At 63.0% G+C, this 22,910-nt stretch carries 21 protein-coding genes and 3 pseudogenes; 15 read left to right on the top strand and 9 right to left on the bottom strand.

Annotation, left to right across the window (positions count from 1 at the left end):
- Positions 1-32: 32 nt before the first annotated feature.
- Positions 33-1,256, bottom strand: a complete 1,224-nt coding sequence (locus ACRY_RS00640; protein ID WP_011930460.1) for an IS256 family transposase — start codon at positions 1,254-1,256, stop codon at positions 33-35.
- 93 nt (positions 1,257-1,349) lie between these two features.
- Between ACRY_RS00640 and ACRY_RS00635 the strand changes: the two genes are divergently transcribed.
- Together ACRY_RS00635 and istB (ACRY_RS00630) are read left to right on the top strand one after the other, a co-directional pair.
- Positions 1,350-1,697 carry an IS21 family transposase gene (locus ACRY_RS00635; protein ID WP_043508791.1) on the top strand — a complete coding sequence of 116 codons (348 nt, stop codon included), beginning with the start codon at positions 1,350-1,352 and terminating at the stop codon, positions 1,695-1,697.
- 17 nt (positions 1,698-1,714) lie between these two features.
- A pseudogene (gene istB, locus ACRY_RS00630) lies at positions 1,715-2,460 on the top strand (IS21-like element helper ATPase IstB).
- 147 nt (positions 2,461-2,607) lie between these two features.
- On the opposite strand, the gene ACRY_RS18355 reads toward istB (ACRY_RS00630), so the two are convergent.
- A complete protein-coding gene (locus ACRY_RS18355; RefSeq protein WP_231295194.1) occupies positions 2,608-2,772 on the bottom strand; it encodes a DUF4160 domain-containing protein in 165 nt (54 codons plus the stop codon).
- Between the two features lie 1,204 nt (positions 2,773-3,976).
- Here ACRY_RS18355 and ACRY_RS18345 point away from each other — a divergent pair.
- From ACRY_RS18345 to ACRY_RS18340, 3 genes and pseudogenes are all read left to right on the top strand, one after another.
- Positions 3,977-4,207: pseudogene (locus ACRY_RS18345) on the top strand (site-specific integrase); the annotation flags it as partial.
- A 328-nt stretch (positions 4,208-4,535) separates the two neighbouring features.
- A complete protein-coding gene (locus tag ACRY_RS00620; RefSeq protein WP_011930462.1) occupies positions 4,536-4,814 on the top strand; it encodes a type II toxin-antitoxin system RelE/ParE family toxin in 279 nt (92 codons plus the stop codon).
- Between the two features lie 11 nt (positions 4,815-4,825).
- Complete coding sequence (locus tag ACRY_RS18340; RefSeq protein WP_011930463.1) at positions 4,826-5,113, top strand: HigA family addiction module antitoxin; 288 nt, start codon at positions 4,826-4,828, stop codon at positions 5,111-5,113.
- A 172-nt stretch (positions 5,114-5,285) separates the two neighbouring features.
- Here the strand turns inward: ACRY_RS18340 and ACRY_RS00610 are convergent, their stop codons facing one another.
- On the bottom strand, positions 5,286-5,951 hold the full coding sequence (locus tag ACRY_RS00610; RefSeq protein ID WP_011930464.1) for an ArsR/SmtB family transcription factor: 666 nt from the start codon (positions 5,949-5,951) through the stop codon (positions 5,286-5,288).
- Between the two features lie 85 nt (positions 5,952-6,036).
- Here ACRY_RS00610 and ACRY_RS00605 point away from each other — a divergent pair, with 85 nt between their 5' ends.
- Both ACRY_RS00605 and ACRY_RS00600 read left to right on the top strand, forming a co-directional pair.
- Positions 6,037-6,768 carry an MBL fold metallo-hydrolase gene (locus ACRY_RS00605; protein WP_011930465.1) on the top strand — a complete coding sequence of 244 codons (732 nt, stop codon included), beginning with the start codon at positions 6,037-6,039 and terminating at the stop codon, positions 6,766-6,768.
- Positions 6,765-8,012 (top strand): MFS transporter, encoded by a 1,248-nt coding sequence (locus ACRY_RS00600; RefSeq protein WP_081432813.1) that lies wholly within the window; start codon positions 6,765-6,767, stop codon positions 8,010-8,012. Before ACRY_RS00605 ends, ACRY_RS00600 begins: the two co-directional genes overlap by 4 nt.
- Before the next feature lie 9 nt (positions 8,013-8,021).
- On the opposite strand, the gene ACRY_RS18335 is transcribed toward ACRY_RS00600, so the two are convergent.
- Positions 8,022-8,450 carry a MerR family transcriptional regulator gene (locus tag ACRY_RS18335; RefSeq protein WP_081432812.1) on the bottom strand — a complete coding sequence of 143 codons (429 nt, stop codon included), beginning with the start codon at positions 8,448-8,450 and terminating at the stop codon, positions 8,022-8,024.
- Between the two features lie 65 nt (positions 8,451-8,515).
- Between ACRY_RS18335 and ACRY_RS00595 the strand changes: the two genes are divergently transcribed.
- From ACRY_RS00595 to ACRY_RS00580, 4 genes and pseudogenes are all read left to right on the top strand, one after another.
- Positions 8,516-9,550 (top strand): heavy metal translocating P-type ATPase, encoded by a 1,035-nt coding sequence (locus ACRY_RS00595; RefSeq protein WP_011930468.1) that lies wholly within the window; start codon positions 8,516-8,518, stop codon positions 9,548-9,550.
- A gap of 97 nt (positions 9,551-9,647) precedes the next feature.
- Positions 9,648-11,174, top strand: a complete 1,527-nt coding sequence (gene istA, locus ACRY_RS00590) for an IS21 family transposase (protein ID WP_011930469.1) — start codon at positions 9,648-9,650, stop codon at positions 11,172-11,174.
- Positions 11,164-11,970 (top strand): IS21-like element helper ATPase IstB, encoded by an 807-nt coding sequence (istB, locus tag ACRY_RS00585; RefSeq protein WP_011930470.1) that lies wholly within the window; start codon positions 11,164-11,166, stop codon positions 11,968-11,970. The genes istA and istB (ACRY_RS00585) overlap by 11 nt, the downstream gene beginning before the upstream one ends.
- A 63-nt stretch (positions 11,971-12,033) precedes the next feature.
- Positions 12,034-13,227, top strand: a pseudogene (locus ACRY_RS00580) (heavy metal translocating P-type ATPase); the annotation flags it as partial.
- 467 nt (positions 13,228-13,694) lie between these two features.
- Here ACRY_RS00580 and ACRY_RS00575 read toward each other — a convergent pair.
- From ACRY_RS00575 to ACRY_RS18325, 4 genes are read right to left on the bottom strand one after another with little or no spacing between them, the layout of a single operon-like run.
- Positions 13,695-14,099, bottom strand: coding sequence for a hypothetical protein (locus ACRY_RS00575; RefSeq protein ID WP_011930473.1), 405 nt, complete (start codon positions 14,097-14,099; stop codon positions 13,695-13,697).
- Positions 14,100-14,103: 4 nt separating this feature from the next.
- A complete protein-coding gene (locus tag ACRY_RS00570; RefSeq protein WP_231295193.1) occupies positions 14,104-14,808 on the bottom strand; it encodes a hypothetical protein in 705 nt (234 codons plus the stop codon).
- Positions 14,805-15,695, bottom strand: a complete 891-nt coding sequence (locus tag ACRY_RS00565) for a hypothetical protein (protein ID WP_011930475.1) — start codon at positions 15,693-15,695, stop codon at positions 14,805-14,807. Before ACRY_RS00565 ends, ACRY_RS00570 begins: the two co-directional genes overlap by 4 nt.
- 9 nt (positions 15,696-15,704) lie before the next feature.
- On the bottom strand, positions 15,705-16,259 hold the full coding sequence (locus ACRY_RS18325) for a hypothetical protein (protein WP_081432810.1): 555 nt from the start codon (positions 16,257-16,259) through the stop codon (positions 15,705-15,707).
- Positions 16,260-16,522: 263 nt separating this feature from the next.
- Between ACRY_RS18325 and ACRY_RS00560 the strand changes: the two genes are divergently transcribed.
- A complete protein-coding gene (locus ACRY_RS00560; protein WP_011930477.1) occupies positions 16,523-16,861 on the top strand; it encodes a hypothetical protein in 339 nt (112 codons plus the stop codon).
- 26 nt (positions 16,862-16,887) lie between these two features.
- Here ACRY_RS00560 and ACRY_RS20005 read toward each other — a convergent pair whose 3' ends face one another.
- Positions 16,888-18,030 carry a hypothetical protein gene (locus ACRY_RS20005; RefSeq protein WP_231295192.1) on the bottom strand — a complete coding sequence of 381 codons (1,143 nt, stop codon included), beginning with the start codon at positions 18,028-18,030 and terminating at the stop codon, positions 16,888-16,890.
- Positions 18,031-18,039: 9 nt separating this feature from the next.
- On the opposite strand from ACRY_RS20005, the gene mobF reads away from it, so the two are divergent.
- From mobF to ACRY_RS19400, 3 genes are all read left to right on the top strand, one after another.
- Entirely contained in the window at positions 18,040-21,954 is a 3,915-nt protein-coding gene (gene mobF / locus ACRY_RS00555; RefSeq protein ID WP_231295191.1) for a MobF family relaxase, read from the top strand.
- An 85-nt stretch (positions 21,955-22,039) separates the two neighbouring features.
- Positions 22,040-22,678 carry a DUF6338 family protein gene (locus ACRY_RS00550; RefSeq protein ID WP_011930479.1) on the top strand — a complete coding sequence of 213 codons (639 nt, stop codon included), beginning with the start codon at positions 22,040-22,042 and terminating at the stop codon, positions 22,676-22,678.
- Positions 22,675-22,884: a hypothetical protein gene (locus tag ACRY_RS19400; protein ID WP_155856286.1), complete on the top strand. Its 210-nt coding sequence runs from the start codon at positions 22,675-22,677 to the stop codon at positions 22,882-22,884. Before ACRY_RS00550 ends, ACRY_RS19400 begins: the two co-directional genes overlap by 4 nt.
- Positions 22,885-22,910: the final 26 nt, after the last annotated feature.

The following is a 22,910-nucleotide window of genomic DNA, read 5'->3' as shown; positions in this document are numbered from 1 at the left end:
CAGGAATTCCGTGTATGGGCGGCGGTTGAACATCAGGCCGCCAGGGCCCTTACAAAGCGGTCGCCGAAGATGACGGCGAACTGAGCCTTTGCCATAGCCCATTCTCGAGGTGGCATCACCCACTCTTTTTCGGATCGGTTCAGGATCAGATAGAGCAGCTTGGCCGCGGCCTCATCGCTGGGGAAATGGCCGCGCACGCGGATGGCCCGGCGCAGCTTGGAATTCAAAGCTTCTATGGCGTTCGTGGTGTAGACGATCCGACGGACCTCGCCGGGGAAGGAAAAGAACGGGATGACTTCCTGCCATACCCGGCGCCAGCTCTGGCCGATGGCGGGGTATTTCTGGCCCCATGGACCGGCCTCGAAATCGGCGAGAGCGGCCTCGGCGGCCCTGGCATCCACGGCCCGGTAGATGTCCTTGAGCGCGGCCGCGACCGCCTTGCGGTCCTTGTAGGACACGAAATCCATGGAATTCCGGAGCAGATGGACGATGCAGGTCTGCACGATCGTCTCGGGAAAGACGGCCGTGATCGCCTCCGGGAACCCCTTGAGGCCATCGACCACCGCCAGCAGGATGTCCTCGACGCCGCGGTTCTTCAGCTCGTTCATCACGCGCAGCCAGAATTTGGCGCCTTCGTTCTGCTCGATCCACATCCCGAGTACGACCTTCGTCCCGTCGGCCATAACCCCCAGCGCGATATGGATCGCCTTGTTGCGGACCACGCCCTCGTCGCGGATCTTCACCCGGATGGCATCGAAGAATACCAGCGGATAGACCGGGTCCAGCGGACGCTGCTGCCAGGATGTCACCTCGTCCAGCACCGCATCGGTGATCGTGCTGATCAGCTCCGCCGAGGCATCCATGCCGTAGATCTCGCGCAGATGTTCCGCGATCTCCCGGGTGCTCATCCCCCGCGCATACATCGAGATGATCTTGTCATCGAAGCCTGGAAACCGGCGCTGGTATTTGGCAATCAGCTGCGGATCAAAGCTACCCGCACGGTCTCGCGGGATCGCAATCTCGATCTTCCCCGTGCCGGTCGACACCGACTTGCGGCCATAGCCGTTGCGGCTGTTCTCCGCCTCCGCTTCGTCACTCAGATGGTAATCCATCTCCGCGCTCAGGGCCCGCTCCGCCAGAGCCTTCTTCAGCGCGTTCACCAGATCCCCGGAATTCAGCGCTGCCGCCGCGTCTCCCCCAGCCAGAAGCTGGTCCAGCAATTCGTCCGGGATCGCCGGCGCTCTCCGTCGTGCCATATGGGTCTTCCTTTCTACCCACTATGCCACTCACACACGAAATTCACGACACTGCCGTCGGGCAACGGCAAACATACGACGATCGCCGAGCACATGCCCTCGAGCCACCGGCGTTACGGCGACTGGACCATCGCGCGGATCCATCAGGAAGCCACACGGCTTGGTCCCTCGGTCGCGACACTCTGCACCCTGATCCTCGAACGCCGGCCTCATCCGGAGCAGGGGTTCCGCGCCTGCATCGGTATCCTTCGCCTGGCCCGCAGCGTCGGCGCCGACCGGCTCGACGCCGCGGCCGAGCGCGCGCTCACCATCGGCACCCTGACCTACAGCTCGGTCAAATCCATCCTCGATCACCGGCTGGAGCGAGCCGCCGGCTCCGCCAGTCCCGATCCCACCCCGATCCGCCACCCCAACATCCGGGGCGGCGGATATTTCCACTGATGACAAGGAGAAGCCTCATGCTGAACCATCCGACCCTCGATCAGATCCACCAGCTCGGTCTTGCAGGCATGGCCCGCGCGTTCACCGAGCTGCACGCCAATCCCGAAACCCCAGCCTCAGTCACGCCGAATGGCTCGGCCTTCTGCTCGACCGCGAGATCACCGTCCGACGTGACAAGCGGTTGAGCACAAGGCTGCGCCATGCCAAGCTGCGCCATGACGCTGCAATCGAGGATGTCGATTACCGGAGTGCCCGCGGCCTCGATCGGGCTCTGTTCCAGAAGCTGATCCAGGGTGAGTGGATCGACGCGCACGACAATCTCGTCCTGAGCGGGCCGACAGGGGTCGGAAAATCCTGGCTGGCCTGCGCCCTCGGTCACAAGGCATGTCGTGATGACAGGAGCGTGCTCTATCAGCGCGCGCCGAAACTCTTCACCGAACTCGCACTCGCCCGCGCCGAAGGGCGGCACGGCCGGATGATCCGCACTCTCGGCACCGTCAATCTGCTGATCCTCGACGACTTCGGCCTTGCACCGCTTGACGCCAGCGCCCGTCACGACCTGCTCGAGATCGTCGAGGATCGCTACGGCCGTCGCGCCACCATCATCACCAGCCAGATCCCTCCGGCGCATTGGCATGAGCTGATCGGCGATCCGACCTACGCCGACGCCATTCTCGACCGTCTGCTCCACAATGCCCACCGCATCGAACTCACCGGTGAAAGCCTGCGCAAGACCCGCAAGCAAACCCCAAAAACCGCTTGACCCAACAAGAACAGGAGAGCAACGAAATCAACAGCCACAGAGACCGCTACCCGGGCGAATAAATCTCGGAATCCCCGGGCGAATAAACGTCGGAATCGTGGGCGAATTAAAATCGGAATCCATGGGCGAATTCTCCGGAATCCGCAGTCAAACCGCACGCCGCAGGCTCCAGGCGAAGAATTCATCCCATACTCCTATAATCCGCTGCCGGTTGGTCTCGATCATCGCAATCAGGCACCCCAGGGCCTTGGCATTAAAGCCGTCATCGTATGCCACCGAAACCTCGGGATACAGCCAAAATTTGGCTTCCACATCGTCCTTCTCTCGACATGCACATGCAACGCTTCCCGTGGGCTTCGGCCTCACAGGGGCCAGACCAGACCCTGGAAGCTGAAAATAAGGCGCTCCGGACAACCCTCGCGGCCAAGGAGGGTGATGCCGCCTCGAGAATGGGCTATGGCAAAGGCTCAGTTCGCCGTCATCTTCGGCGACCGCTTCGTAAGGGCCCTGGCGGCCTGATGTTCAACCGCCGCCCATACACGAAATTCAGGACAATGCCGCCGCCGCGCCTGGCTAGATATATCGACGTCCCGTCGACCTCTCGGCCGACACACGCTTTGACTGTGGCTATCATCTGAAGCCTCGTTCCTCTCGCTCAGTTCTGCATAGCACAGACGACTGTTACACCGCCGCTTGCCCGCCACCCGGCGATCTCATCCGTCATCCGCGCCCGACCACCGCCGCTTGCCCGCCACCCCGCTTGCCCGCTACTCCCCGCTCCAACACCGCCGCTTGCCCGCTACTCCCCGCTCCAACACCGCCTCATTCCCCACTACCAACACCAACCCCATTTCCACCCAACCCACCACCTCTTCCGCCACCCACTCCTCACCACTCCTTACCCCCGTTACTGCGTCTAGTTTCGACAGATAGTGCTGGTTTGTCTGGCGTTAGTCCCGCAGGACAATTTGAACTCACATTGATTCCTGTTTTATGCCGATATTTCACCAATATTGGTGATTTATCGTATGACGCTATTGCGAAAGCGTGGCTGGCTCAGAATGAATGGCGGCCTCTATTCCCATGTCAAATATTGGGTAATTTTTGGTGCATTTTTGGTGATTTACAGCATTCGATGTTGTCCGTTTTATCGCGCTGTAACGCCCTTATCATGTTGATATTTCACCATAATCCAAGATATCTTCTTATCATGTCATTTATGGGCAGTTTGCCCGGCACTAACCGGGATAATTCGCGAGCGCATTTCCTCTGATTTTTCTCAGGCGTGCTGTGCAACCTGACATCGTGCGGGCGTGACGGCTTACCGGCCGAACCTGGCTTGTTTTGGTGGGCTCTATCACTACTTTGGCAGAAAGTTGCGATTCTGGTGATTTTTGGGATTGAACTAAACCGTTGGCGCGGTAGTTGCGTCTGAGGCGGCGGTTTTCCCATGGTCTGGCGGTAGTCTGCCAGGATTTGGGTGCTTTTCACCCCAACCCTGGACGGGAGCCCCCCGATGACCGAGATGGGCCCTCTGCGCCGCCGCATGATTGAGGATATGACGGTCCGCAATCTATCGCCTGCGACCCAACGATCATACGTGCATGCGGTCGCCAAGTTTGGCCGTTTTTTCAGCCGCTCGCCGGAGAAGCTCGGCCTTGAGGAGGTCCGTGCTTTTCAGGTCCACCTTGTTGCCGGCGGCATGTCGTGGCCGGCGCTGAACCAGACGGTCTGCGCGCTTCGTTTTCTCTAACTCCGGCCGCTGACGAGCCGCGACGCTGCCCGAGATCGTTTCCGTGATGATCCGGTTCGGACGAATGGCGAAGCCGGCGGCCTTCGCCTCGGCGATCTGATTCTCGGCGGTCTGCTCGACCGTCGGGACACGGGCATACAAAAACACGCGCGACATAGGGCAATTACGTCCAAAAACCTGCCTGTAATATCGGACAATGCCCACAATGCCGTCAAGCATAGTTTTGGGCATGCTCTCGGCGAGGTGTCCGAAACCGGTCGGTTTTGGACGTGATCACATTGATTGAAGTTGTATAGTGACGCGCTACGCGTTACACTGATTTGTGATCTTGAGTTTCCGACATAAGGGCCTGGAGGCTTTTTACCGCACGGGCTCCATGCGCGGGATTCAAGCCGCACAGGCTGGCAAGTTGAAGCGCATTCTTGGCCTTTTGGATGTGGCGCAGACGCCGCAGGATATGAACATCCCGGCGTTTAAGCTGCACCCACTGAAAGGTGACCTTGCCGGGCACTGGTCCGTGTGGGTCAACGGGAATTGGAGAGTGACATTTCGGTTCGTTGAGGCTGGCGTTGAGTTGGTGAATTATCAAGACTACCACTAGGAGAAGGTAAAATGATGAATAATCCGCCACATCCTGGCGAACTGCTAAGAGAGGATGTCATCGGTGAGCTGGGGCTTTCCGTTACCGAGGCCGCCCAGAGGCTGGCTATGTCCCGCGCAGCGTTGTCGCGTGTGTTGAACGCCAGGGCTGCCATTAGCCCTGATTTGGCGATCCGGCTTGAACAGGCTGGCGTGAGCACGGCGCAGGCATGGCTTGGGATGCAGGCAAACTATGATCTTTGGCTTGCACGACAACACCAGCAGCCACCAGTGCGCCGTTTTCAGGAAAATGCGGCCTGAACAACCAAGTTCGGGCAGCGACCAGTAGACTCATGGACTTATTGTTATCGACCTAGGGTCTGGACGCCGATCGGCATTCCAAGCAGCTGATTCGAAATACGTCCCCGGTGTGATCGGGTTCGCGTCGGTTCACGGTCGCCGTAAGATCGGATAGCCGGTCCGCCCCCGCAGCTCAGGTCTCGATAGGCAAACCCGCTCCCTTCCACTCAGGATAGCCATCTTCCAGGCGGCTGGCCTGAACGCCTCGCGCCCGTAACTGCGCCACGGCTTCATATGACAGAACGCAATACGGTCCCCGGCAATACGCGACGACCGGGATGTTCTCAGTGAAGTGGCCCAGCGCCGCATCCAACTGATCGAGGGGAATGTTCAACGCACCCGGCAAATGGCCCCGCGCGAATTCATCCGCCGGTCGGACATCGAGGAGTGTCACGCTGCCCTCGCGCAGGCGTTCAAGCAAGGTCAAGCGCGATACGGGCTCGAGAGAATCCCGCGCCCGGAAATACGCCTGCAGCACCTGATCGATTTCCGCGATGTTCCGCTCGCCCACTCGCCCCAGGCTGCCCAGCAACGTCACCACCTCGGTCTCGGAGACCAGGCTATAGAACATGTTCTTGCCCTCTCGCCGCGGCGCCGCAAGGCGGGCACGGCGCAAGACCTGCAGGTGGCGGGACGTGTTCGAGAGCGACAGGCCGATCCGTTCGGCAAGATCCTCTACGCTGCGCTCACCTTGGGCGATCAGTTCGATAATTTCGATCCTGTGCGGATGCGCAAGTGCAGCTGCGATCTCGGCGAGATGGCTGAAAATCTGTTGCTTTGGACCGCTGCTTGACTTCATCTTCGACTCATTCGATCAATATCGCGAATGATAATGTGATAGCGCGCTGGCGACAAGATCGCCACCTCAGCCGGGAGCAACACTCATGATCCTGCGACAGTTCCTGCACACCGATCCCACGGCGGCCTCCTATCTGCTCGGCTGTGTCGGCAAGGGCGCCGGCGTGGTTGTCGACCCGCTGTTTCCGATCGAGCCTTATTTGCAGGCCGCATCAGCCTCGGCGACGCCGATCCGCCAGGTAATCGATACGCACCTGCATGCCGATCATCGCTCCGCCGGCCGCGCATTGGCCGAAGCGGCTGGCGCCGAATACGCCATCCACGAATCCGCCAAGGTCGGCTATGCGTGCCGCCGCCTCGCAGACGGCGAACGGCTCGAACTCGGCAATGTCGTGCTCGAGGTTCTGCACACGCCCGGTCACACGCCGGAGCATCTCTGCCTCACGGTGACCGACCGCACCCGCGCGGATGAGCCGTGGAGCGTACTCGGCGGCCACACGCTTATGGTGGGCGATGTCGGCCGGACCGAGCTTGCCACCGACGCCGCGCGCGGCGCGCGCGACCTCTTCGCCAGCCTCGTCCGGCTCAAGGCGCTGCCGGATCATATCGAGGTGCTACCCGGGGCTCTGGCTGGCTCGGTCTGTGGCCGAGGTCTCTCAGGCAAACCGGTGTCCACTATCGGCTTTGAGCGGCGGTACAACCCCGCCTTCCGCATCGACGATGCCGAGCGCTTCGTCGCCTTCATGCTCGAGAATATCCCGCCCGCCCCCGAGGGCGCAGCCGAACTGCGTGCCTGGAATGCGGGCTTCACCGCGTGACCACGGTGGCGAACGCCTCGGATCATATCCGCGGCATCGCGGCCAATCGCGGCCAGTTTACGCTACAGGCGCTACAGGTCTTCTTCGTCGGTCTTGTCATCGGCATGGAGCGCGCGGTCCTGCCGACCCTCGCGCACGAGTTCGGCGTCGCACCCGGTGCCTTTCTCTTTCTCGCGAGTTTCGTGCTCTCCTTCGGCCTGGTGAAGGGCGCGCTCAACCTTGTCGCCGGCGGGCTCGCCGACCGGTTCGGCCGCAAGCCTGTCCTCATTGCCGGCTGGATCGCAGCCATTCCCATCCCGCTGCTGATCTGGGCGGCACCCAACTGGTGGTGGATCGTGATCGCGAACGTGTTTCTCGGGATCAGCCAGGGCTTCACATGGACGATGACGGTGACCAGCCAGATTGACCTCGCCGGCAGTCACCAGCGCGGGCTTGCCGTCGGCATCAACGAGGCTACTGGATATGTTGCCGTCGGTCTGGCCGGCGCCGTGGCCGCCCTGCTGGCCGAGGCGGTCGGCGCGCGTAATGCACTGCTAATTTTCGGCATGGCCACGATTGTTCTGGCCTTCGCCACGATCACCCGGGTCCGCGATACGCTCGCTTGGGTCAAGGCCGAACATGCCGAGGCCGGTGCCGGCGCGTCGCAGGATCATACGCTCACGCTACGCGAGATCTTCGTCCGCATCTCTTTCCGCGATCGGGTCGGGCGGGCGATCTGCCAGGGCGGTATCGTCAACAAAATCGCCGACACGCTGGTCTGGGTGATGTTCCCGCTGTTTTTCAAATCACATGGCGCAAAGCTGATCGAAATCGGCTGGCTGACCGGCACCTACGCCATGGTCTGGGGCGTCTCGCAGCTCTGGACCGGCCATCTGGGCGACCGGGTCGGCCGCCGCGCCCCGGTGATCGTCGGGTTCTTCCTCCTGGCCGCCGGCATCGCGATCACGGCGGCCGGGCGCGATGCGTCGCTCTGGCTGCCGGGGGCGATCGTTATGGGCCTCGGCATGGCGCTGCTCTATCCTAATCTCATCGCCGCGATGTCGGACCGTGCAGCACCGCTGATCCGCGGCAAGGCCCTCGGCACCTACCGCTACTGGCGCGACACCGGCTACGCGCTCGGCGCCGTCGCGCTCGGCCTCATCGCTCAATTTGCGCAGGCAACCCTTCCGACGCTCTGGATCACGGCGGTCCTCGTGGCCGGATCAGGAATCTGGCTCATGCGGGATCTGCCCCGCCCTCAATGAAACCTCTCGTCACTTCCGCCGCTTCTTTTGGCTGGCTCCAGGGGATAGCGCGTCGATAATCCGGCATTCGGCAACCGTCCCCTGGCGGCACTGACTGATCATGTTGCCGAGTTCGCGCCGCAGAGCACGCAGATCGGCGATCTTGCGATCGATCTCCGCCAGATGATCGCGGGCAATTGCGTCGACAGCTTCACAAGAGCGGGCGCGCTCATCGGCAAGATCCAGCAAAGCACGGACCTGATCGAGTGAAAAACCCAGATCGCGTGACCTGCGAATGAAGCTCAATCGGTTCAGATGCTCAGGGCCGTATGCCCGATAGTTGCCGGCGGTTCGCGCTGGAGCCGGCAATAGCCCTATACGTTCGTAGTAGCGGATGGTCTCGACCCTGGTTGCGGTCTGCCGACCGAGTTCGCCGATTGCCAAAAATCCACCTGACATCGCTTGACCCTATAGTGACTACAGGGATCATATCGGATTCATGTCGTGATTGTCGAGGAAAAGCCATGGCTGCCGCGATTAGTGTCAAGCTGAAGATCGAAGGCATGGATTGCGGCGGCTGCGCCGTGAAGATCGAGAATGCCATGAAGCGGTTGCCTGGCGTCACGGATGTCTCTGTCAGTTTCAGCACCGCCTCCCTGTCGCTCATGCTGGACGAAGACCGCACCGCGAGAACCATGATCGAGGCGAGGATCAGAGCGCTCGGCTTCACGCCTCTCGGAGGCACCAGGCAGGCGGATGCGGATAAGGTCCGGACGGAATCAGCCAGCGGAAACGTCTGGTGGAAGACCCGCAAGGTCCGACTGGTCGGCGTCACGGGGTTGCTCCTCGCGCTTGGATTTGTCGTGACGCAGGCAGAGCCGGCCTGGTCGCCCTGGCCCTATGTCGCAGCCGCGCTGGTCGGCCTGCTGCCGATTGTCCGCCGGGCGCTGGCGGGCATGCGGACTGGCACGCCCTTCACAATGGAAACCCTGATGTCGATTGCATCGATCGGCGCCCTTGCGATCGGCGAGGGTGCTGACGCCGCAATCGTCGTGTTCCTGTTCGCGCTGGGTGAACTGCTAGAGGGCGTCGCCGCTGGCCGGGCGCGGGCCGGTATCGAGGGGCTGATCGGCCTCGTGCCGCGCACCGCACGCCGAGTGCGCGGCGACGCGATTGAAACGGTGCCGGTCGAGACCCTCGCCATCGGCGACGTTGTGACGGTTCGCGCCGGCGATCGGGTACCGTCCGATGGAACGGTGGTCGGGGGCACGTCCCAGGTCAATGAAGCACCGGTGACCGGGGAATCCGCGCCCGTCGTCAAAGCCGAGGGGGCGCCGGTTTATGCCGGCAGCATTGCCGGACATGGCGAGCTTCGCATCGAGATCACCCGCACCTCTGCCGACAACACGATAGCTCGCATCATCCACATGGTCGAGGAAGCTCAGGCTACGAAAGCCCCGACGGCACGGTTCATTGACCGGTTCAGCCGTTGGTATACGCCTGCCGCCATGGCGTTCTCAGCCCTCGTGATGCTGGGTCCGCCTGTTGATTTCCACTGAGAAGTGACCCGGGAAGGCCGGATTTTTCCACTGAGATTTGACCCATGTTTGACTGTTTCCCCGTCTGGAAGAGGCGGGGGCGAACGGAGTGTTGGACATGGCGTTTTTGAGCATTATCCGCCGGTGGCATAAGCGTGAGTATGTGCCGATCCGGGAGATTTCACGGCGGCTTGGCGTGTCACGGAACACAATCCGCAAATATCTGCGGTCTGATCAGATTGAGCCGAAGTTTCAGGTTCCGGACCGGCCGAGCAAGCTGGACCCGTATGCCGAGAAGTTGGCCCTCTGGCTCCGGCGTGAGGGGAACCGGCCGCGCAAGCAGCGGCGGACGGTCAAGCAATTGCACGGAGACCTGGTCAGCCTTGGCTATGACGGCTCCTACAACCGGGTAGCGGCATTTGCCCGCGCCTGGAAGGAAGAATGCAAACTTCTGCAGCAGACCGCCGGGCGTGGCACCTTTGTGCCGCTGTCTTTTGCGCCCGGCGAAGCCTTTCAGTTCGACTGGAGCGAGGATTTCGCTGTCATTGGCAGCGCCCGCGTCAAGCTGCAGGTGGCGCACACCAAGCTCTGCTACAGCCGCGCGTTCATCATCCGCGCCTATCTGCTGCAGACGCATGAGATGCTGTTCGATGCGCACAACCACGCCTTCCGGGCGCTTGGCGGCGTGCCGCGGCGGGGCATTTACGACAACATGAGCACTGCCGTGGACAAGGTCGGTCGCGGCAAGGAGCGCAGCGTCAACCTGCGCTTCCAGGCGATGACCAGCCATTATCTCTTCGAGCCCGATTTCTGCAATCGCGCCGCAGGCTGGGAGAAGGGGCAAGTTGAAAAGAACGTCCAGGATGCCCGCCATCGCCTGTGGCAATCCATGCCGCCGTTCGAAACCCTCGACGCCCTCAATGATTGGCTGGAACAGCGCTGCCGGGAGCTTTGGGAGCAGACCGCACATGGCGGCGAGCCAGGGAGCATTGCCGATGTCTGGGCCCAGGAGGTCGAGAGCCTCATGCCCGTGGGGCGGCCATTCGATGGGTTCGTGGAATTCACCAAGCGCGTCTCCTCGACCTGCCTGATCCACCTGGAGCGCAACCGCTACAGTGTGCCGGCTTCTTTTGCCAACCGGCCGGTCAGCCTGCGGGTTTACCCCAACAGGCTGGTGGTGGCGGCGGAAGGGCAAATCATTTGCGAACACCCCCGCGTCGTCGAGCGGACACACGGTCCCGGCCGCACGATTTATGACTGGCGGCATTATCTGGCGGTGATCCAGCGCAAGCCGGGCGCCTTGCGCAACGGCGCGCCGTTCCTGGAATTGCCCGATGCGTTCCGGCATTTGCAGCGGCATCTCCTGCAGCATCCAGGCGGTGACCGCGATATGGTGGAGATCCTGGCCCTGGTGCTGCACCATGATGAGCAACTGGTTCTGATGGCGGCGGAACTGGCCTTGGCCGATGGCGTGCCGTCCAAGACGCATATCCTCAACCGGCTCCACAGGCTGATCGACGGCAAACAGGCGCCGCCGCCAGTCATCACCGCACCACAGGCGTTGACATTGGCCCATGAGCCCAGGGCCGATGTCGAGCGCTACGATACCCTGCGTCAAACCGGGGAGACTCGCCATGCGTCATGATCCCGCCGCGGGTGCGCTCGTCATCATGCTTCGCAGCCTCAAAATGCACGGCATGGCACAGGCCGTCGATGAACTGGCCCAGCAGGGTGCTCCGGCCTTTGAAGCCGCCATCCCGGTGCTCTCCCAGTTGCTCAAGGCCGAGACCGCTGAGCGCGAGGTCCGCTCCATGGCCTATCAGCTCAAGGCCGCCCGCTTCCCGGCCTATCGCGACCTGGCCGGCTTCGACTTCGCCAGCAGCGAGGTCAATGAGGCCCTGGTCAGGCAGTTGCATCGTTGCGACTTCATCGAGCCCGCCGACAATGTCGTGCTCGTCGGCGGCCCGGGCACGGGCAAAACCCACATCGCCACCGCGCTTGGCGTGCAGGCCGTCGAGCATCACAAAAAGCGCATCCGCTTCTTCTCCACCGTCGAGCTGGTCAATGCTCTGGAGCAGGAAAAGGCTCAGGGAAAGGCCGGGCAAATCGCCGGCCGCCTGATCCATGCCGACCTCGTCATCCTCGATGAGCTTGGCTATCTGCCCTTCAGCGCCTCAGGCGGCGCTTTGCTGTTCCATCTGCTCAGCAAGCTTTACGAGCGCACCAGCGTCGCCATCACCACCAACCTCAGCTTCAGCGAATGGGCCGCGGTCTTCGGCGACGCCAAGATGACCACCGCTCTCCTCGACCGCCTGACGCACCACTGCCACATCCTGGAGACCGGCAATGACAGCTTCCGGTTCAAGAACAGCTCAGTGCAGAAATCTCAAAACGAAAGGAGAAAAGCAGCCCTTGACCCCATCATGAAACCCAAATCATAACCAAAAGGCGGGTCAAATCTCGATGGAATTCCCGGGTCACTTCTCAGTGGAAATCAACAGGGTCCGCCTCTCGCCCTTGGCGCCGACTGGTTCACCTGGATCTATCGGGGGTTGGCTGTCCTGCTGATCGCCTGCCCCTGCGCGCTGGTGATCTCAACACCTGCGGCTATTGCATCGGGACTCGCGAGCGGTGCCCGGTACGGGTTGCTGATCAAGGGCGGCGCGGCGCTGGAGACACTCGGCAAGATCAGAACGGTCGCCTTCGACAAGACCGGCACACTGACGATGGGGCAGCCTCAGGTGACTGACGTCGTCCCCGTCGAGGGCGATGTTGCGAACGTGTTGGCGAAGGCCGCGGCCGTGGAACGCGGATCCAGCCACCCGCTCGGCGCGGCGATCGTCAAGGAAGCTGAACTTCGCGGCCTTGATATGCCGCGAGTGTTCGGCGGCACCGTGGCGGCGCCGGGCAAGTCCGTCATGGGGCGGATCAGCTCCGGTTTCGTGACGGTCGCCTCGCCGCTTCATGCCGCTGAACAGGCATTGCTCGATGATACGGCACAGGAACGGATTTCAGCCCTCGAGGATGAGGGAAAAACCGTCGTCACGGTGTGCGAAGGCAAGCGCCTGATCGGTCTGATCGCATTGCGGGACGAACTGAGAGCCGATGCTTCCGAAGCTGTGCGGACACTGCGTGCGCTTGGCATTCGACCGGTCATGCTCACCGGCGACAACCTTCGGTGCGCACAAGGGATCGCCGACGCCGCGGGGATCGAGGTTCGTGCCAGTCTTCTGCCGGATGACAAGCTTGCCGCTATCTCGGGTTACAAGGCCGAGGCGCCGATCGCGATGGTCGGTGATGGCATCAACGACGCGCCAGCCCTGGCAGCTTCGTCGGTTGGTGTCGCAATGGGGAGCGGGACGGATGTTGCGCTCGAAACGGCGGACGCCGCACTCCTGAAGAACCGGGTCACCGGCGTCGCCGAAATGGTGACCCTATCGCGCGCAACCATCATCAATATCTGGCAGAACATCGCGTTGGCTCTCGGGCTCAAGAGCGTGTTCCTGGTCACCAGCCTGTCCGGCATCACGCCGCTCTGGATGGCGATCCTTGCCGATACCGGGGCCACGGTACTCGTCACGGCCAACGCACTTCGCCTTCTGCGCTTCAAACCGCAAACTCAGGAGAACGCCATAATCGTTCATTCAAGTATCAATGCAAATGGATCACGCCCGAAAATTAGTTCGCAAATCGCATGATCGACCCAAATTGATCGCTAGATTGGACTTCTACCTCGGCAATCCATTGCCGTTCACTTAATGTCCATGCCTAGCATACATGAAAAGCACTTTCATGTTGTCCTCTCTACTGGCGCAATACTGGCTCAGTGCTTGGCGCACCGTTGCTCGGCCTTATCGCTCAATTTGTCCAGGCACCCCTTCCAACGCTCTGGATCCCGGCGATCCTCGTGGCCGCATCCGGCGTTTGGCTCATGCGGGACGACCTGCGGGCGACCTCTAGTGTCGGCTTCGGAGAATGCCCTCTGGAGTGCCGGGCGACCGGGATGGGCGCGAAGTCGCCGGTGCGTGTCGGCATTGAACGGCTGGTTTCGGAGGCAGACAATCCGCCATCCAGTGACCAGGATCGATTTGTGCCCTACCAACACAACAACATGCTTACATGTCACCGTTCAGCTGCTGGTTAGGCATTAAATCGGCCAACCTCATCAACGCCGGGGCGGGAGGGCGGTGAACGCATAACGCGCTACCGGCCAGCCTTGAGCCCAGGCATGGAGTTGCAGCTGGCAGAAGCGCAGCCGGTCATTGAGGAGCAGGCTGGCGCGTGAGAGCGTCATCATGAGGATACCAGCCCCGAGCGCGAACGCGGCGAGCAGCGGCTTATGAGCCTGATAATTCAAAATGCAGGACAGAGCTGAGAAGAGGCCCAGCCAGAACAAGAGGCGGCGGAACCAGAGCATGAACCGAACCGCGAGGATCAGCACGTCGAGCACGGCCACCAGCAGAAAACGCAACGTGCCCCGAAGCAGGCCGAGCAAAACCCGGCCGAGCTGGGAGACGAAGCCGGCCGAGCGAGCCGACCCATCCGCGGTGGGGGTAAAACGCTCCTCCATCCCCCTACCCATGCGCTGCGGACGCAACATTCGGCGTTGTCCATAGCCAGAGATGGCAGGCCGTGCGGCCGTCCTGATGCGCCACGTTCTTCCCGGTGCAGTCGGATTTCATGGTGTCGAGGATCGCGTTGTCGCGCATGAGCTGGTGCCATTGTGCCAAACCAGCCGGGCCTTGTGAGGCGAGGACGGATTGCTCAACGGCCCCGGTGGCGTGAATGGTGCCGGCGGCCTCGCTGTAACCGGCCGCGTTGCCGCGCCAGTAGCCCAGGCCGAACCCAAGGGAGAGGATCACGATGGCCAGCGCCGCGCCCGAGGCGATCGTGCGCCACCATATCCACCGCGACATGGACTTGAGGCGCTGTTCTGCCTCTTTCGCGAAGGAGGCCACAAACTGGCGCGAGAGATCCGCATGCGCCGCTTCGGCCTGCGCCTTTGCGGCCTTGAAAGCTTGATCGATGGTTTGCGCCAAGCCATCCCGCGCCTGGCGCACGGCGCTAAAATCCCGATCGACATGCAAGCGGTGCTCAGCCATAGCGCGCCGCTGATCTGCGGCAATGGCGGCCGTCGAGCCCAGAAAGACCCGGAGCGCGTGGAGCGTGTGCGCGGTGGGGTCATTGTCGAGCCGGGCCAGCTGCTCGGCCCGATCCAGCTCCGCTTGCGCGGCGCGGATCGCAGCTTCTGCTCCGCCCTGATCGACGGCCTCGCTCATGGCATCCACGATTTCACGCCGGCGAATTGCTCATCCATCGCCTTGAGCCAGTGGCCCACCCGCGAGCGGTTGAACACCCCGAGCGGCGGTTCTGTCTGACCGTCCCGAGCGGCGATAAAACTCGCGGTGCGCGCCTCGACAGCCTCGGCCGCATGCAGGCGCGGCATCCAGAGGGTGAGCGCACCGTCCGCCGTTTCATCGCGATAGACGTTCGAGGAGGTAAGGCGCCCGAACGCCTGGTCGCGGGATTGTCCGGCTTGAGCCATGCCTTCATTGAGCACGAAGGCCCGCGCGCGGGGCTTGAAGCCCAAGGCGCCGAGCGTGGCCGCAGGGGTTAGATCCTCGGGATGCGGGCCGGCGAGGTAGAACATCACCACGGCCATGCCCGCATCCTCGATCATTGCATCGAAGCCGGGCATCTCTCCGGCTATGGTGCGGAGGATCGTATCGCCACCCCCGAGATCGACGATGGCGGTTTGTTTTTCGGCGATGGCGAACTCCATGAAGTCCTGGAGCCAGTCGCGAACCGCGGCCTGGTTGAAGGTGTCCGGCCGAGCGACCCCGCCGAAATAGGTCGAGAAGGTTGCGTTGGTGGGATCAATGTCAGCCAGGAGAGGCGCTTTCCCGTCCCGCTGCGCCATCTCCGCGATCCAGCGCAGGAAGGTGGTCTTGCCGGTTTTGCCCCGGCCGGCCGTCAGGATGATCTTGGGCCGATCAGCGAGATCGAGGCCCTGGGCGACGGGTTCAGAACTGGATTGCTCTCTGGTCAGCAGAGGTTTGATTTCCGCCGACTTGAGTCCGGCGGCCACGCTGCCGGGGCGGAATACGGGGGTTGTGGGTTTGTGGGCGCCGTTGGGTTTCTTTTCTGATGAGGGGGCCTCAGTCATCAAATTCTCCTATCGGGATTTGTCGCCTCTCCATTTCGGATCGTCGGGATCTGCCGGAGCTGTTGGATCACCAAGGGCACGGCGTTCCGCAGGAGAAACGCCGCGGCCCTCATTTCTCATCCATGACCGTTGAAACTTGGGTGTCGGCTGGGCCGCCTGGTCGGCCGGTGCCGCAGGAGTGCCGGGGGCCTGGGGTTCCGCTGCGGAAACACCGTGCCCTTCGTTGCTCATGGTGAAGGGTTTGAATCTCGGTTCGGGCTCAGGCGTGCCGGCCGGGGCCGCCGCAACCGGGCGCCCTTCCGCCCGTCGCTTGGCGACCAGGCGCCGTGCCCGCAGCCAGTAGTTTTCGACCGTGCGCGGCGTGAGCGGCTGGCCGGTGCGGGAGACCAGCCCGGCCGCCGCGAAGTGCTCCGCCAACCCCTTCCAATGCGCTCCATGCTTGTCGAGGAGGGCGGCAAATTCGTCGTGGTGCTCGATAAACCAGACCATCAACGGGGAGCGCCGACGAAGGCCGGAAGCCATCGCCGCACCGAGCTTTTCAATATCGAGATCAGGTACGGGCATGGGGAATCCTACCGATTTCAACCTCTGCACGTCAATAGAACGCAGCACAACCACAGCATATTCACAGCATAATGTCCTCCATTTTCGCAGCAGATACGATGCAAATTCACAGCATAAGCACAGCAAATCCGCGCCATAAAGTCCGCCAAACCCCCGCCACTATGCGGGTGGAAAGTTCAGGAGATAAGTCACAGACCATTGCACCTATGGAGCTTGCGGCGCAAGTGACAATGGGGCTACGGTGACGGCAGGAGTTCCGCCCGATGCCCGAGCCCGAAACCGCCCCGCCGCCCCCGAAAGATGACCGCCTCGATGCCGTCATCCAGGCGATGCGGCTGATGATCGAAACGCAGAACACGCACAGCCAAATGCTGGCGCGGTTGATCGAGCTGGCGACCCCTTCGGAAGAAAGCCCGCTTGAGGACGCCCTGGCAGGCATCGCCGGTGCGCTGCGCGACCAGACCACCGCGCTTCTGCAAATCGGCACGACGCTGGACGGGCTGGGGGCAGAGGTTGAGGCCGGGGTGATGCGTGGCCTGGCCACGGCGCTCGAACCGGGCGACGACGGATCACAGTCCGGGGCGGGCGGAGAGACGTGCTGACGTTCCGCGCCGGTGCGGCGTCCACCTCATCCGGTGCCGCCGGGAAGATGGCGGATCACCTGATGACCATGACACTGCCGGGGTTCGAGCAGGACATGGCGGCGTATTATCAGCGCGGCATGACGGTTGATGGCGGGCTTTGGCAGCCCGGCACGGCAGCGGCGGAAGATAACGCGGCGGCCACCGCGTTGGACGCGGCCCGCCCTGGCACCATTCCCGAGCCTCGCCGCGATATGCACCCCACCGTTGCCGCCGCGCTGGGGATCGACACGTCGCGCCCATTGACCCGTGACGAGATTGCCGAGCTGCTGGCGGGCAATCGGGCGGATGGCGAGAAGATCGCGGGCAAACAGTATCAGCGCGCAGTGACGCCGCTTGCCGAGGTGTTCGGGTTTGACCCGATGCGGTTGCCGACCCGCGCGGAGCTGGAAAACCTGCTCGCCGGCAAACGGGCTGACGGATTTGATCTGCCGGCCGCGCCAGTCGAGGCGGCCCCCGCGATCACTCCGCAGACCGCAGCGCCAAAGGCTGTTGAGCCGAACGAGGCGGAGGATCGCGACGCCGCCCTTGCGGCCGAAGCGGCGGCGCTTGGCGAGCTGGGAAGGGCGGCCGATGGTCCGCCGCCCTGGCCAGATGATTTTGCCCCGCCCCCGATGGAGGAGGTGGTCGGGCATGATCGGGATGCGGCGCTGGCGGCTGACTGGCAGGCCGATATTGCGCGGGGCGGTGAACCGGCGGTGCCGCCGCGTGGCCCGGCGGCCGAGGAGCGGCCAGCGGAGCCACGGGCGATCGATGTTGCGGCGGCGCTTGATGCCGCTGGTGTGCCCTACCGGACCAGCGGCGGCAGGTTGCGGCTGCAAGCGACCTGGCGCGGAGGGGAAAGCTGGACAGTCTCGGTCAACGCCACCACTGGCCAATGGACCGACTTTGCCGCCAGCGAAGGCGGGCGGTTCGAGAGCCTGGTGCGCCGGCTGGGCGTCAAAGCCGAGGCGGTCGAGCTGGACCCCGAGGCGGCGAAGGCGGCGCGCGCGGCCGAGGTGCGGCGCAGTGCTTTCCGCAAGAGCATCGCCGGGAAACTCTGGGATGAGGCGATTCCGGGCACGGGCGAGCTGCGCGCGCCGCGTTTGCACGGGGCGGTGGGGCAGAAATTGCAGCAGCGCGCGGCGCATGCGGCGCGTGTGGACGAGGCCGAGGCCCTGCGGGCGTCAGCCCGTGCCTATCTCAGCGGGCGCGGCCTCGATGCCGATTGGCTGATGAGCCATGTGCGGCTGGTCCGGCCGCATCCGAATTATGATTCGGCGGAAGTGTCGGCCGGGGCGGCGGTGGTGATGCTGACGCCGATGTTCGGCCAGGATGAGGATGGCCGGGTGCGGCTGACGGGCGTGCAGCGCACCTATCTGACCGAAGGCGGCGAGAAGATCGGCCGCCGGATGTTGGGGGCCTCGGGCGCCTGGCTGTTGCATCCGCCGGCTGGCGCGGCGGTGCCGATTGGCGGCCATGACCAGGCGCGGGTGGCCGGTGAAGGGTTCGAGACCGTCGCGAGTGTCGTGCAGGAAACGCGGCAGGCTGGTGTTGTCGGCTATAATGCTGGCGGCCTGGTGGCTTGGGCCGGGCAGTTCACCGGCTCGACGCCGGTTGCGCTGCTGGCTGATCGCGACAATGCCCGCCTCCATAATGGCCGTGATGTTGGCGAGGCCGGGCAGAAGGCGGCCGCCAAGGCCGCGGCCTTGATTGAGGCCAATGGCGGCGAGGCGGTCTATCTTGAACCGCCGGCTGATGTCGCGGGCGGAGCGAAGGGCGCCGATTGGGCTGATGCCTTGCGTGAAGGTGGCGCTGCCGGTTTGCGGCAGGCGCTGGCGGCGGCTGAGGCGTCGGGTGCTGCCGACCGGGCGCGGATCGAGGCGAAGCTGGCGCCCGCCTCTCCCAGCGCGGCGCCGGACGGCCCGCCCGCCCAAGAGGCTGAACAAAGCCCGCCCGCGCCTCATCCCGAGCTTGTGCGGCTCTACAAGGCACTCGGCGCCAAAGACGGACGCGTCCTTTCCGAGACCGAGCGGGCCAACATCCTTGATGGCAAGCGGGCGGACGGCAAGGCGTTGGATGCGGCCGATTGGCGGAACGCGGTGAACCGCTCGAAAACTCCGATCGGCTACGTTGATTTTACCTTCTCGGCGGACAAGACGATTTCGCTGGCATGGGCCTTCGCGCCGACCGAGGCGGAGCGCAACCAACTGGCCCAGGCGCACAAGGATGCGGTGGCCGCGACCATGGCCGAGATCGAACAGGTCATTGGCCAGGCACGGAAGGGCAAAGGCGGCAAGGAAGGCACCGAGCAGGGCCGCATCGGGTGGATCACCTTTGATCACTACACAGCCCGGCCCACCCTCGAAATTGCCCGCGAGACAGCGGATGGCCGCACGGAAACCGAGATCGTGTCGGTGAAAGTGGCCGGCGATCCGCAACTTCATACGCATGTCGCGGTGCCGAATGTCATCGTCACTGAGAGCGGCCGGGTTGTGTCCCTGAACACGTTGCAGATGCACGGCCGCATCCATGAATGGGGAGCAATCTATCAGGCCCATCTTGCGCAGAATCTCCGGCGGGCGGGAGCCAGTATAGAATTGGACCGAGCCACCGGCGCGGCGCGGCTCAGCGCCGTGCCGGAGGAGATCCGGGCGGCGTTCAGTAAGCGGACCCGCGATGCCCTCTCCGACGCGAAAGCCTATGCCGCCTCGCTGGGGGCGGATTGGGACCGCATGACGGGCGACGAACGCATCAAGCTGCTGAAAGGCGGCGCCTTTGCGAGCCGCAGTGCCAAGGCCGACGATCTGAGCGACTTTGCGAGCTGGCGGCGCCAGGCGGAGGCACGTGGCTATCAGCACAAGAGCGTTCTGCAGGATGCTGCGCCGGCGGAGAAGATGACCGAAGCGGCCCGGCTTGATCTGGCCTATGAGGCGGCTTCGCGGGTGCTGGGCGAGCAGTTTGCCCGGCGGGCGGTCATCAAGGCCGAGGATGAGCGCGTTGCCGCAGCGCGTGGCCTGGTGGCGGCCGGCATCAAGGATGGCGGCGATGTTGATCAGGTGATCGCGCGGTTGCGGGCGCGCGGGGTTGTCGAGACGGGCGGTGCTGGCGGCAACGGTGAGTCTGCGCGCACGCAGATCATCGCGGTCGAGACCGAGCGGGATGACCCGGACAACCCGGATGTGACGATCACTACAACCAGGTTGACCACGCGCGCCCATGTCGAGCAGGAGAGCGCGCTGGTCGAGCTGTCGGGACAGGCTGGCCGCGATCGGCGCGGCACGCTCAACCCGGTACAGATCAAGCGCGGGATCGAGGCGAGCGGGCTGAGCTTCACCGGCGCACATGGCGCGGCGCAGCGCCGGATGATCGATCATCTCGGCATGGGCGGCCGGTTCGCGGTGGGGATCGGGGCAGCCGGGGCCGGCAAGACCACGCTGTTGAAGCCGCTTGTGGCCGCGTGGCGTGACCAGGGTGCGGACATTCACGGCATCAGCCTTGGCTGGCGCCAGGCGCGCGAGCTGCGCGAGGCCGGGCTGAATACCGAGGCCGAGACAGGCGGGCGTGATACGATTGCGGCTGTATCGGTGTTCATCAACCGGGTGGAGAGCGGCCGGCTGGACCTGTCCAACCGCAGTGTCGTGGTGATCGATGAGCTGGGCACGATCGGCACGCGCCAGATGCTCGATTTGTTGCGGCTTCAGGAGCAGCACGGGTTCCGCATGGTGGCGATCGGTGATCCGAAGCAATGCCAGTCGATCGAGGCAGGCCAGGTGATCGGCCTTCTCGAAAAAGGTCTGGGTGAGGTGCCGTCAATCGAAAGCAGTGTGCGCCAAACCAATGAGCGGGCGCGCGAGATTACGGGCTTGCTGCGCAAAGGTGGTGCTGAGGCTGTTGGCAAGGCGCTGGACATGAAGCGGCAGGATGGCACGGCCGAGATCGTCGCGGGCGGGCATAATGAGGTGATCGCGCGAGCCGCTGCGCTCTGGGATGAGCGCCGGAAAGCGAATGCTGACCGGCCACGCTTTACGCTGTCGATCAGCACACCGACCAATCAGGATGCGCGGGCGATCGGCGAGGCAATCCGGCAACGGCTGCTGGCCTCTGGCGAGCTGGGGCAGAGCCGCATGACGCTGGCGGCGATCGACAAGAACACCGGCGAGCACTACGCGATGCCGATCGCGACGGGCGAAAAAATCCGGCTATTCGCCCGGACCAACGCCGCGATGCTGGATGGCGGCAAGGGCGCGATCGGCGATAACGGCTCGATCCTCGAAATCACCAGCATCCGCGAGGAGGGTCTGGTGCTGCGGAACGACCATGGCCGCGAAGGCTTTGTGAAATGGGACACGCTCGCCGACAAGGAAACCGGCCGGATGCGGCTGGCTTATGGCTATGCCATGACCACCAACACCGCCCAGGGCATCACCACGACCGAGCATATCTTTGTAACGCCAGGCGGTTCGCAGACCACGGACGGCTTCAAGACCTATGTCTCCGGGTCGAGGCACCGGGAGCGGGATTACTGGCTGACCTCGGAGGGGGCTGAGCGTCAGGAGATCGGGGGCCGCCGGCCGCTTGGAGATCCGCGCCCGATCCGCGAGCACGACATCTGGGCGAACTGGACGCGGAACATCGCGCGCCAGCCTGAAAAGACCAATGCGCTCGATCTGGTGAAGATCGGCGAGGAGGCCCGCCGCAATGCCGCCCGCGCCTTCCTCAAAGGGCTGGCGGCTGACGAGAAGCGCGCGGCCGCTGGCTTGCCCGCTGACCTGTCCCAGCGTTTTGCGCGCAGCCAGGTCCGTGCGGGCGCGCAAGGCGGCTTGGCCGACACCATGGCGCGGGCCGGTGAGGAGAAGGGGCAGACGCTGGCCCGCATCGAGCGGGCGCCCCCGGCCGTAAGAGCAGCCGTGGCGGCCGGCTGGGAGCGGGCGCGGCCGTTGATCGAGGCCGCGCACCGGAGTGCCCGGGCGCGGCTACAGAAAGCGCTAGAGGGGCATCGGCGCCAGGCGCAGCGCCAAGCCGAGGAACGGCCGCTTGAGCAGGAAAGCCGCAAGCGCGGACGCGGGCGATAGGGGCGATTGTATGACGATTTATGCGGTTTTGCGGGGAAGCTGAGGAAGGATGCTATAGGCTGATTCGGAAATCTATGGGCCTGCAATGGACGATGTGAGCGTGAATCTGTTTCTTGTGCAAGTAGCTGTTATCTTCCTACCGGGAATTATCTGGGCGAAGCTAGACGCAACCTATGCGGCAAAAGTGAAGCCCTCCGAAATCGAATTTGTAGTGAGAGCCTTCGTTTTTGGGCTGACTGTCTATGTTGTTGAATATATGGTTTTTGAGTGGTTGCATTGGCCATTTCCAATAGTTGATCTTGCTGCTGCTGATTCACATGAGGTTCTGACCGCCCCTATAGCCCATGAGGTTCTAGGCGCGGTGGGAATCAGCCTCATAATGGCCCTCCTCTGGCTTTATGCCTCAACCTACAAACTTCTGACGCGCTTTTTACAACTGATAAAAGCCACGAAAAAATATGGGGATGAGGATGTTTGGGACTTCATGCTAAACTCGGGCGAAGCGGCGGTTGAATACGCTCACGTCCGGGATTTGGACCACGGCTTTCTCTATGCGGGCTGGGTGGATACTTTTTCCGAGACTGATAAGCTTCGAGAATTGGTTTTGCTGCGGGTGATCGTCTATAATTTGGATGGTGAGCAGTTATATGAAACCCCGAGGCTTTACCTTGCTCGTGCCCCGGAGAAGATCAATATTGAGTTTCCGCATGAAGCAGGTGGATGAAGGAGTTTTCGATGTCAAAGGAGTCTAAAGCGGGTCACGGAATGGAAATGGATGGCTTTGGCAAGATTAAGCCTTTGACAGAGGGCTATATTGCCAAGGGCGGACGGAATCTTTCCTCTACAATCACGCAGCGCCCGCCAGCTCCTGCCGTCCTAACGCAAGGCGGAAAAGCTCCTGCCCCGGCAACAACCAACAACAAGAAATAATCATGATTTTTCAGTAACTTAACCAC

The sequence above is a fragment of the Acidiphilium cryptum JF-5 genome, from assembly GCF_000016725.1.
Taxonomy (GTDB): domain Bacteria; phylum Pseudomonadota; class Alphaproteobacteria; order Acetobacterales; family Acetobacteraceae; genus Acidiphilium; species Acidiphilium multivorum.
The sequence above is the reverse complement of the archived record's forward strand: the minus strand, read 5'-3'. Positions and strand labels throughout refer to the sequence as shown.

Excerpts from the sequence above, each read along its gene's own strand:
- ACRY_RS18325 (WP_081432810.1), bottom strand. The coding sequence starts at position 16,259 with ATGCCCGTACCTGATCTCGATATTGAAAAGCTCGGTGCGGCGATGGCT.
- ACRY_RS00610 (WP_011930464.1), bottom strand. The coding sequence starts at position 5,951 with ATGAAGTCAAGCAGCGGTCCAAAGCAACAGATTTTCAGCCATCTCGCC.
- ACRY_RS18335 (WP_081432812.1), bottom strand. The coding sequence starts at position 8,450 with ATGTCAGGTGGATTTTTGGCAATCGGCGAACTCGGTCGGCAGACCGCA.
- ACRY_RS00570 (WP_231295193.1), bottom strand. The coding sequence starts at position 14,808 with ATGAGCGAGGCCGTCGATCAGGGCGGAGCAGAAGCTGCGATCCGCGCC.
- ACRY_RS00640 (WP_011930460.1), bottom strand. The coding sequence starts at position 1,256 with ATGGCACGACGGAGAGCGCCGGCGATCCCGGACGAATTGCTGGACCAG.
- ACRY_RS20005 (WP_231295192.1), bottom strand. The coding sequence starts at position 18,030 with ATGCGCCGCGCGCTGCTGCAATTTCTGCCCCACCGCCCCGTGCAAACG.
- ACRY_RS18340 (WP_011930463.1), top strand. The coding sequence starts at position 4,826 with ATGATGAATAATCCGCCACATCCTGGCGAACTGCTAAGAGAGGATGTC.
- ACRY_RS00550 (WP_011930479.1), top strand. The coding sequence starts at position 22,040 with ATGGACGATGTGAGCGTGAATCTGTTTCTTGTGCAAGTAGCTGTTATC.
- ACRY_RS00635 (WP_043508791.1), top strand. The coding sequence starts at position 1,350 with ATGCCCTCGAGCCACCGGCGTTACGGCGACTGGACCATCGCGCGGATC.
- ACRY_RS00595 (WP_011930468.1), top strand. The coding sequence starts at position 8,516 with ATGGCTGCCGCGATTAGTGTCAAGCTGAAGATCGAAGGCATGGATTGC.
- ACRY_RS00565 (WP_011930475.1), bottom strand. The coding sequence starts at position 15,695 with ATGACTGAGGCCCCCTCATCAGAAAAGAAACCCAACGGCGCCCACAAA.
- ACRY_RS00575 (WP_011930473.1), bottom strand. The coding sequence starts at position 14,099 with ATGGAGGAGCGTTTTACCCCCACCGCGGATGGGTCGGCTCGCTCGGCC.
- istA (WP_011930469.1), top strand. The coding sequence starts at position 9,648 with ATGGCGTTTTTGAGCATTATCCGCCGGTGGCATAAGCGTGAGTATGTG.
- ACRY_RS00560 (WP_011930477.1), top strand. The coding sequence starts at position 16,523 with ATGCCCGAGCCCGAAACCGCCCCGCCGCCCCCGAAAGATGACCGCCTC.
- istB (WP_011930470.1), top strand. The coding sequence starts at position 11,164 with ATGCGTCATGATCCCGCCGCGGGTGCGCTCGTCATCATGCTTCGCAGC.
- ACRY_RS19400 (WP_155856286.1), top strand. The coding sequence starts at position 22,675 with ATGAAGGAGTTTTCGATGTCAAAGGAGTCTAAAGCGGGTCACGGAATG.
- ACRY_RS00605 (WP_011930465.1), top strand. The coding sequence starts at position 6,037 with ATGATCCTGCGACAGTTCCTGCACACCGATCCCACGGCGGCCTCCTAT.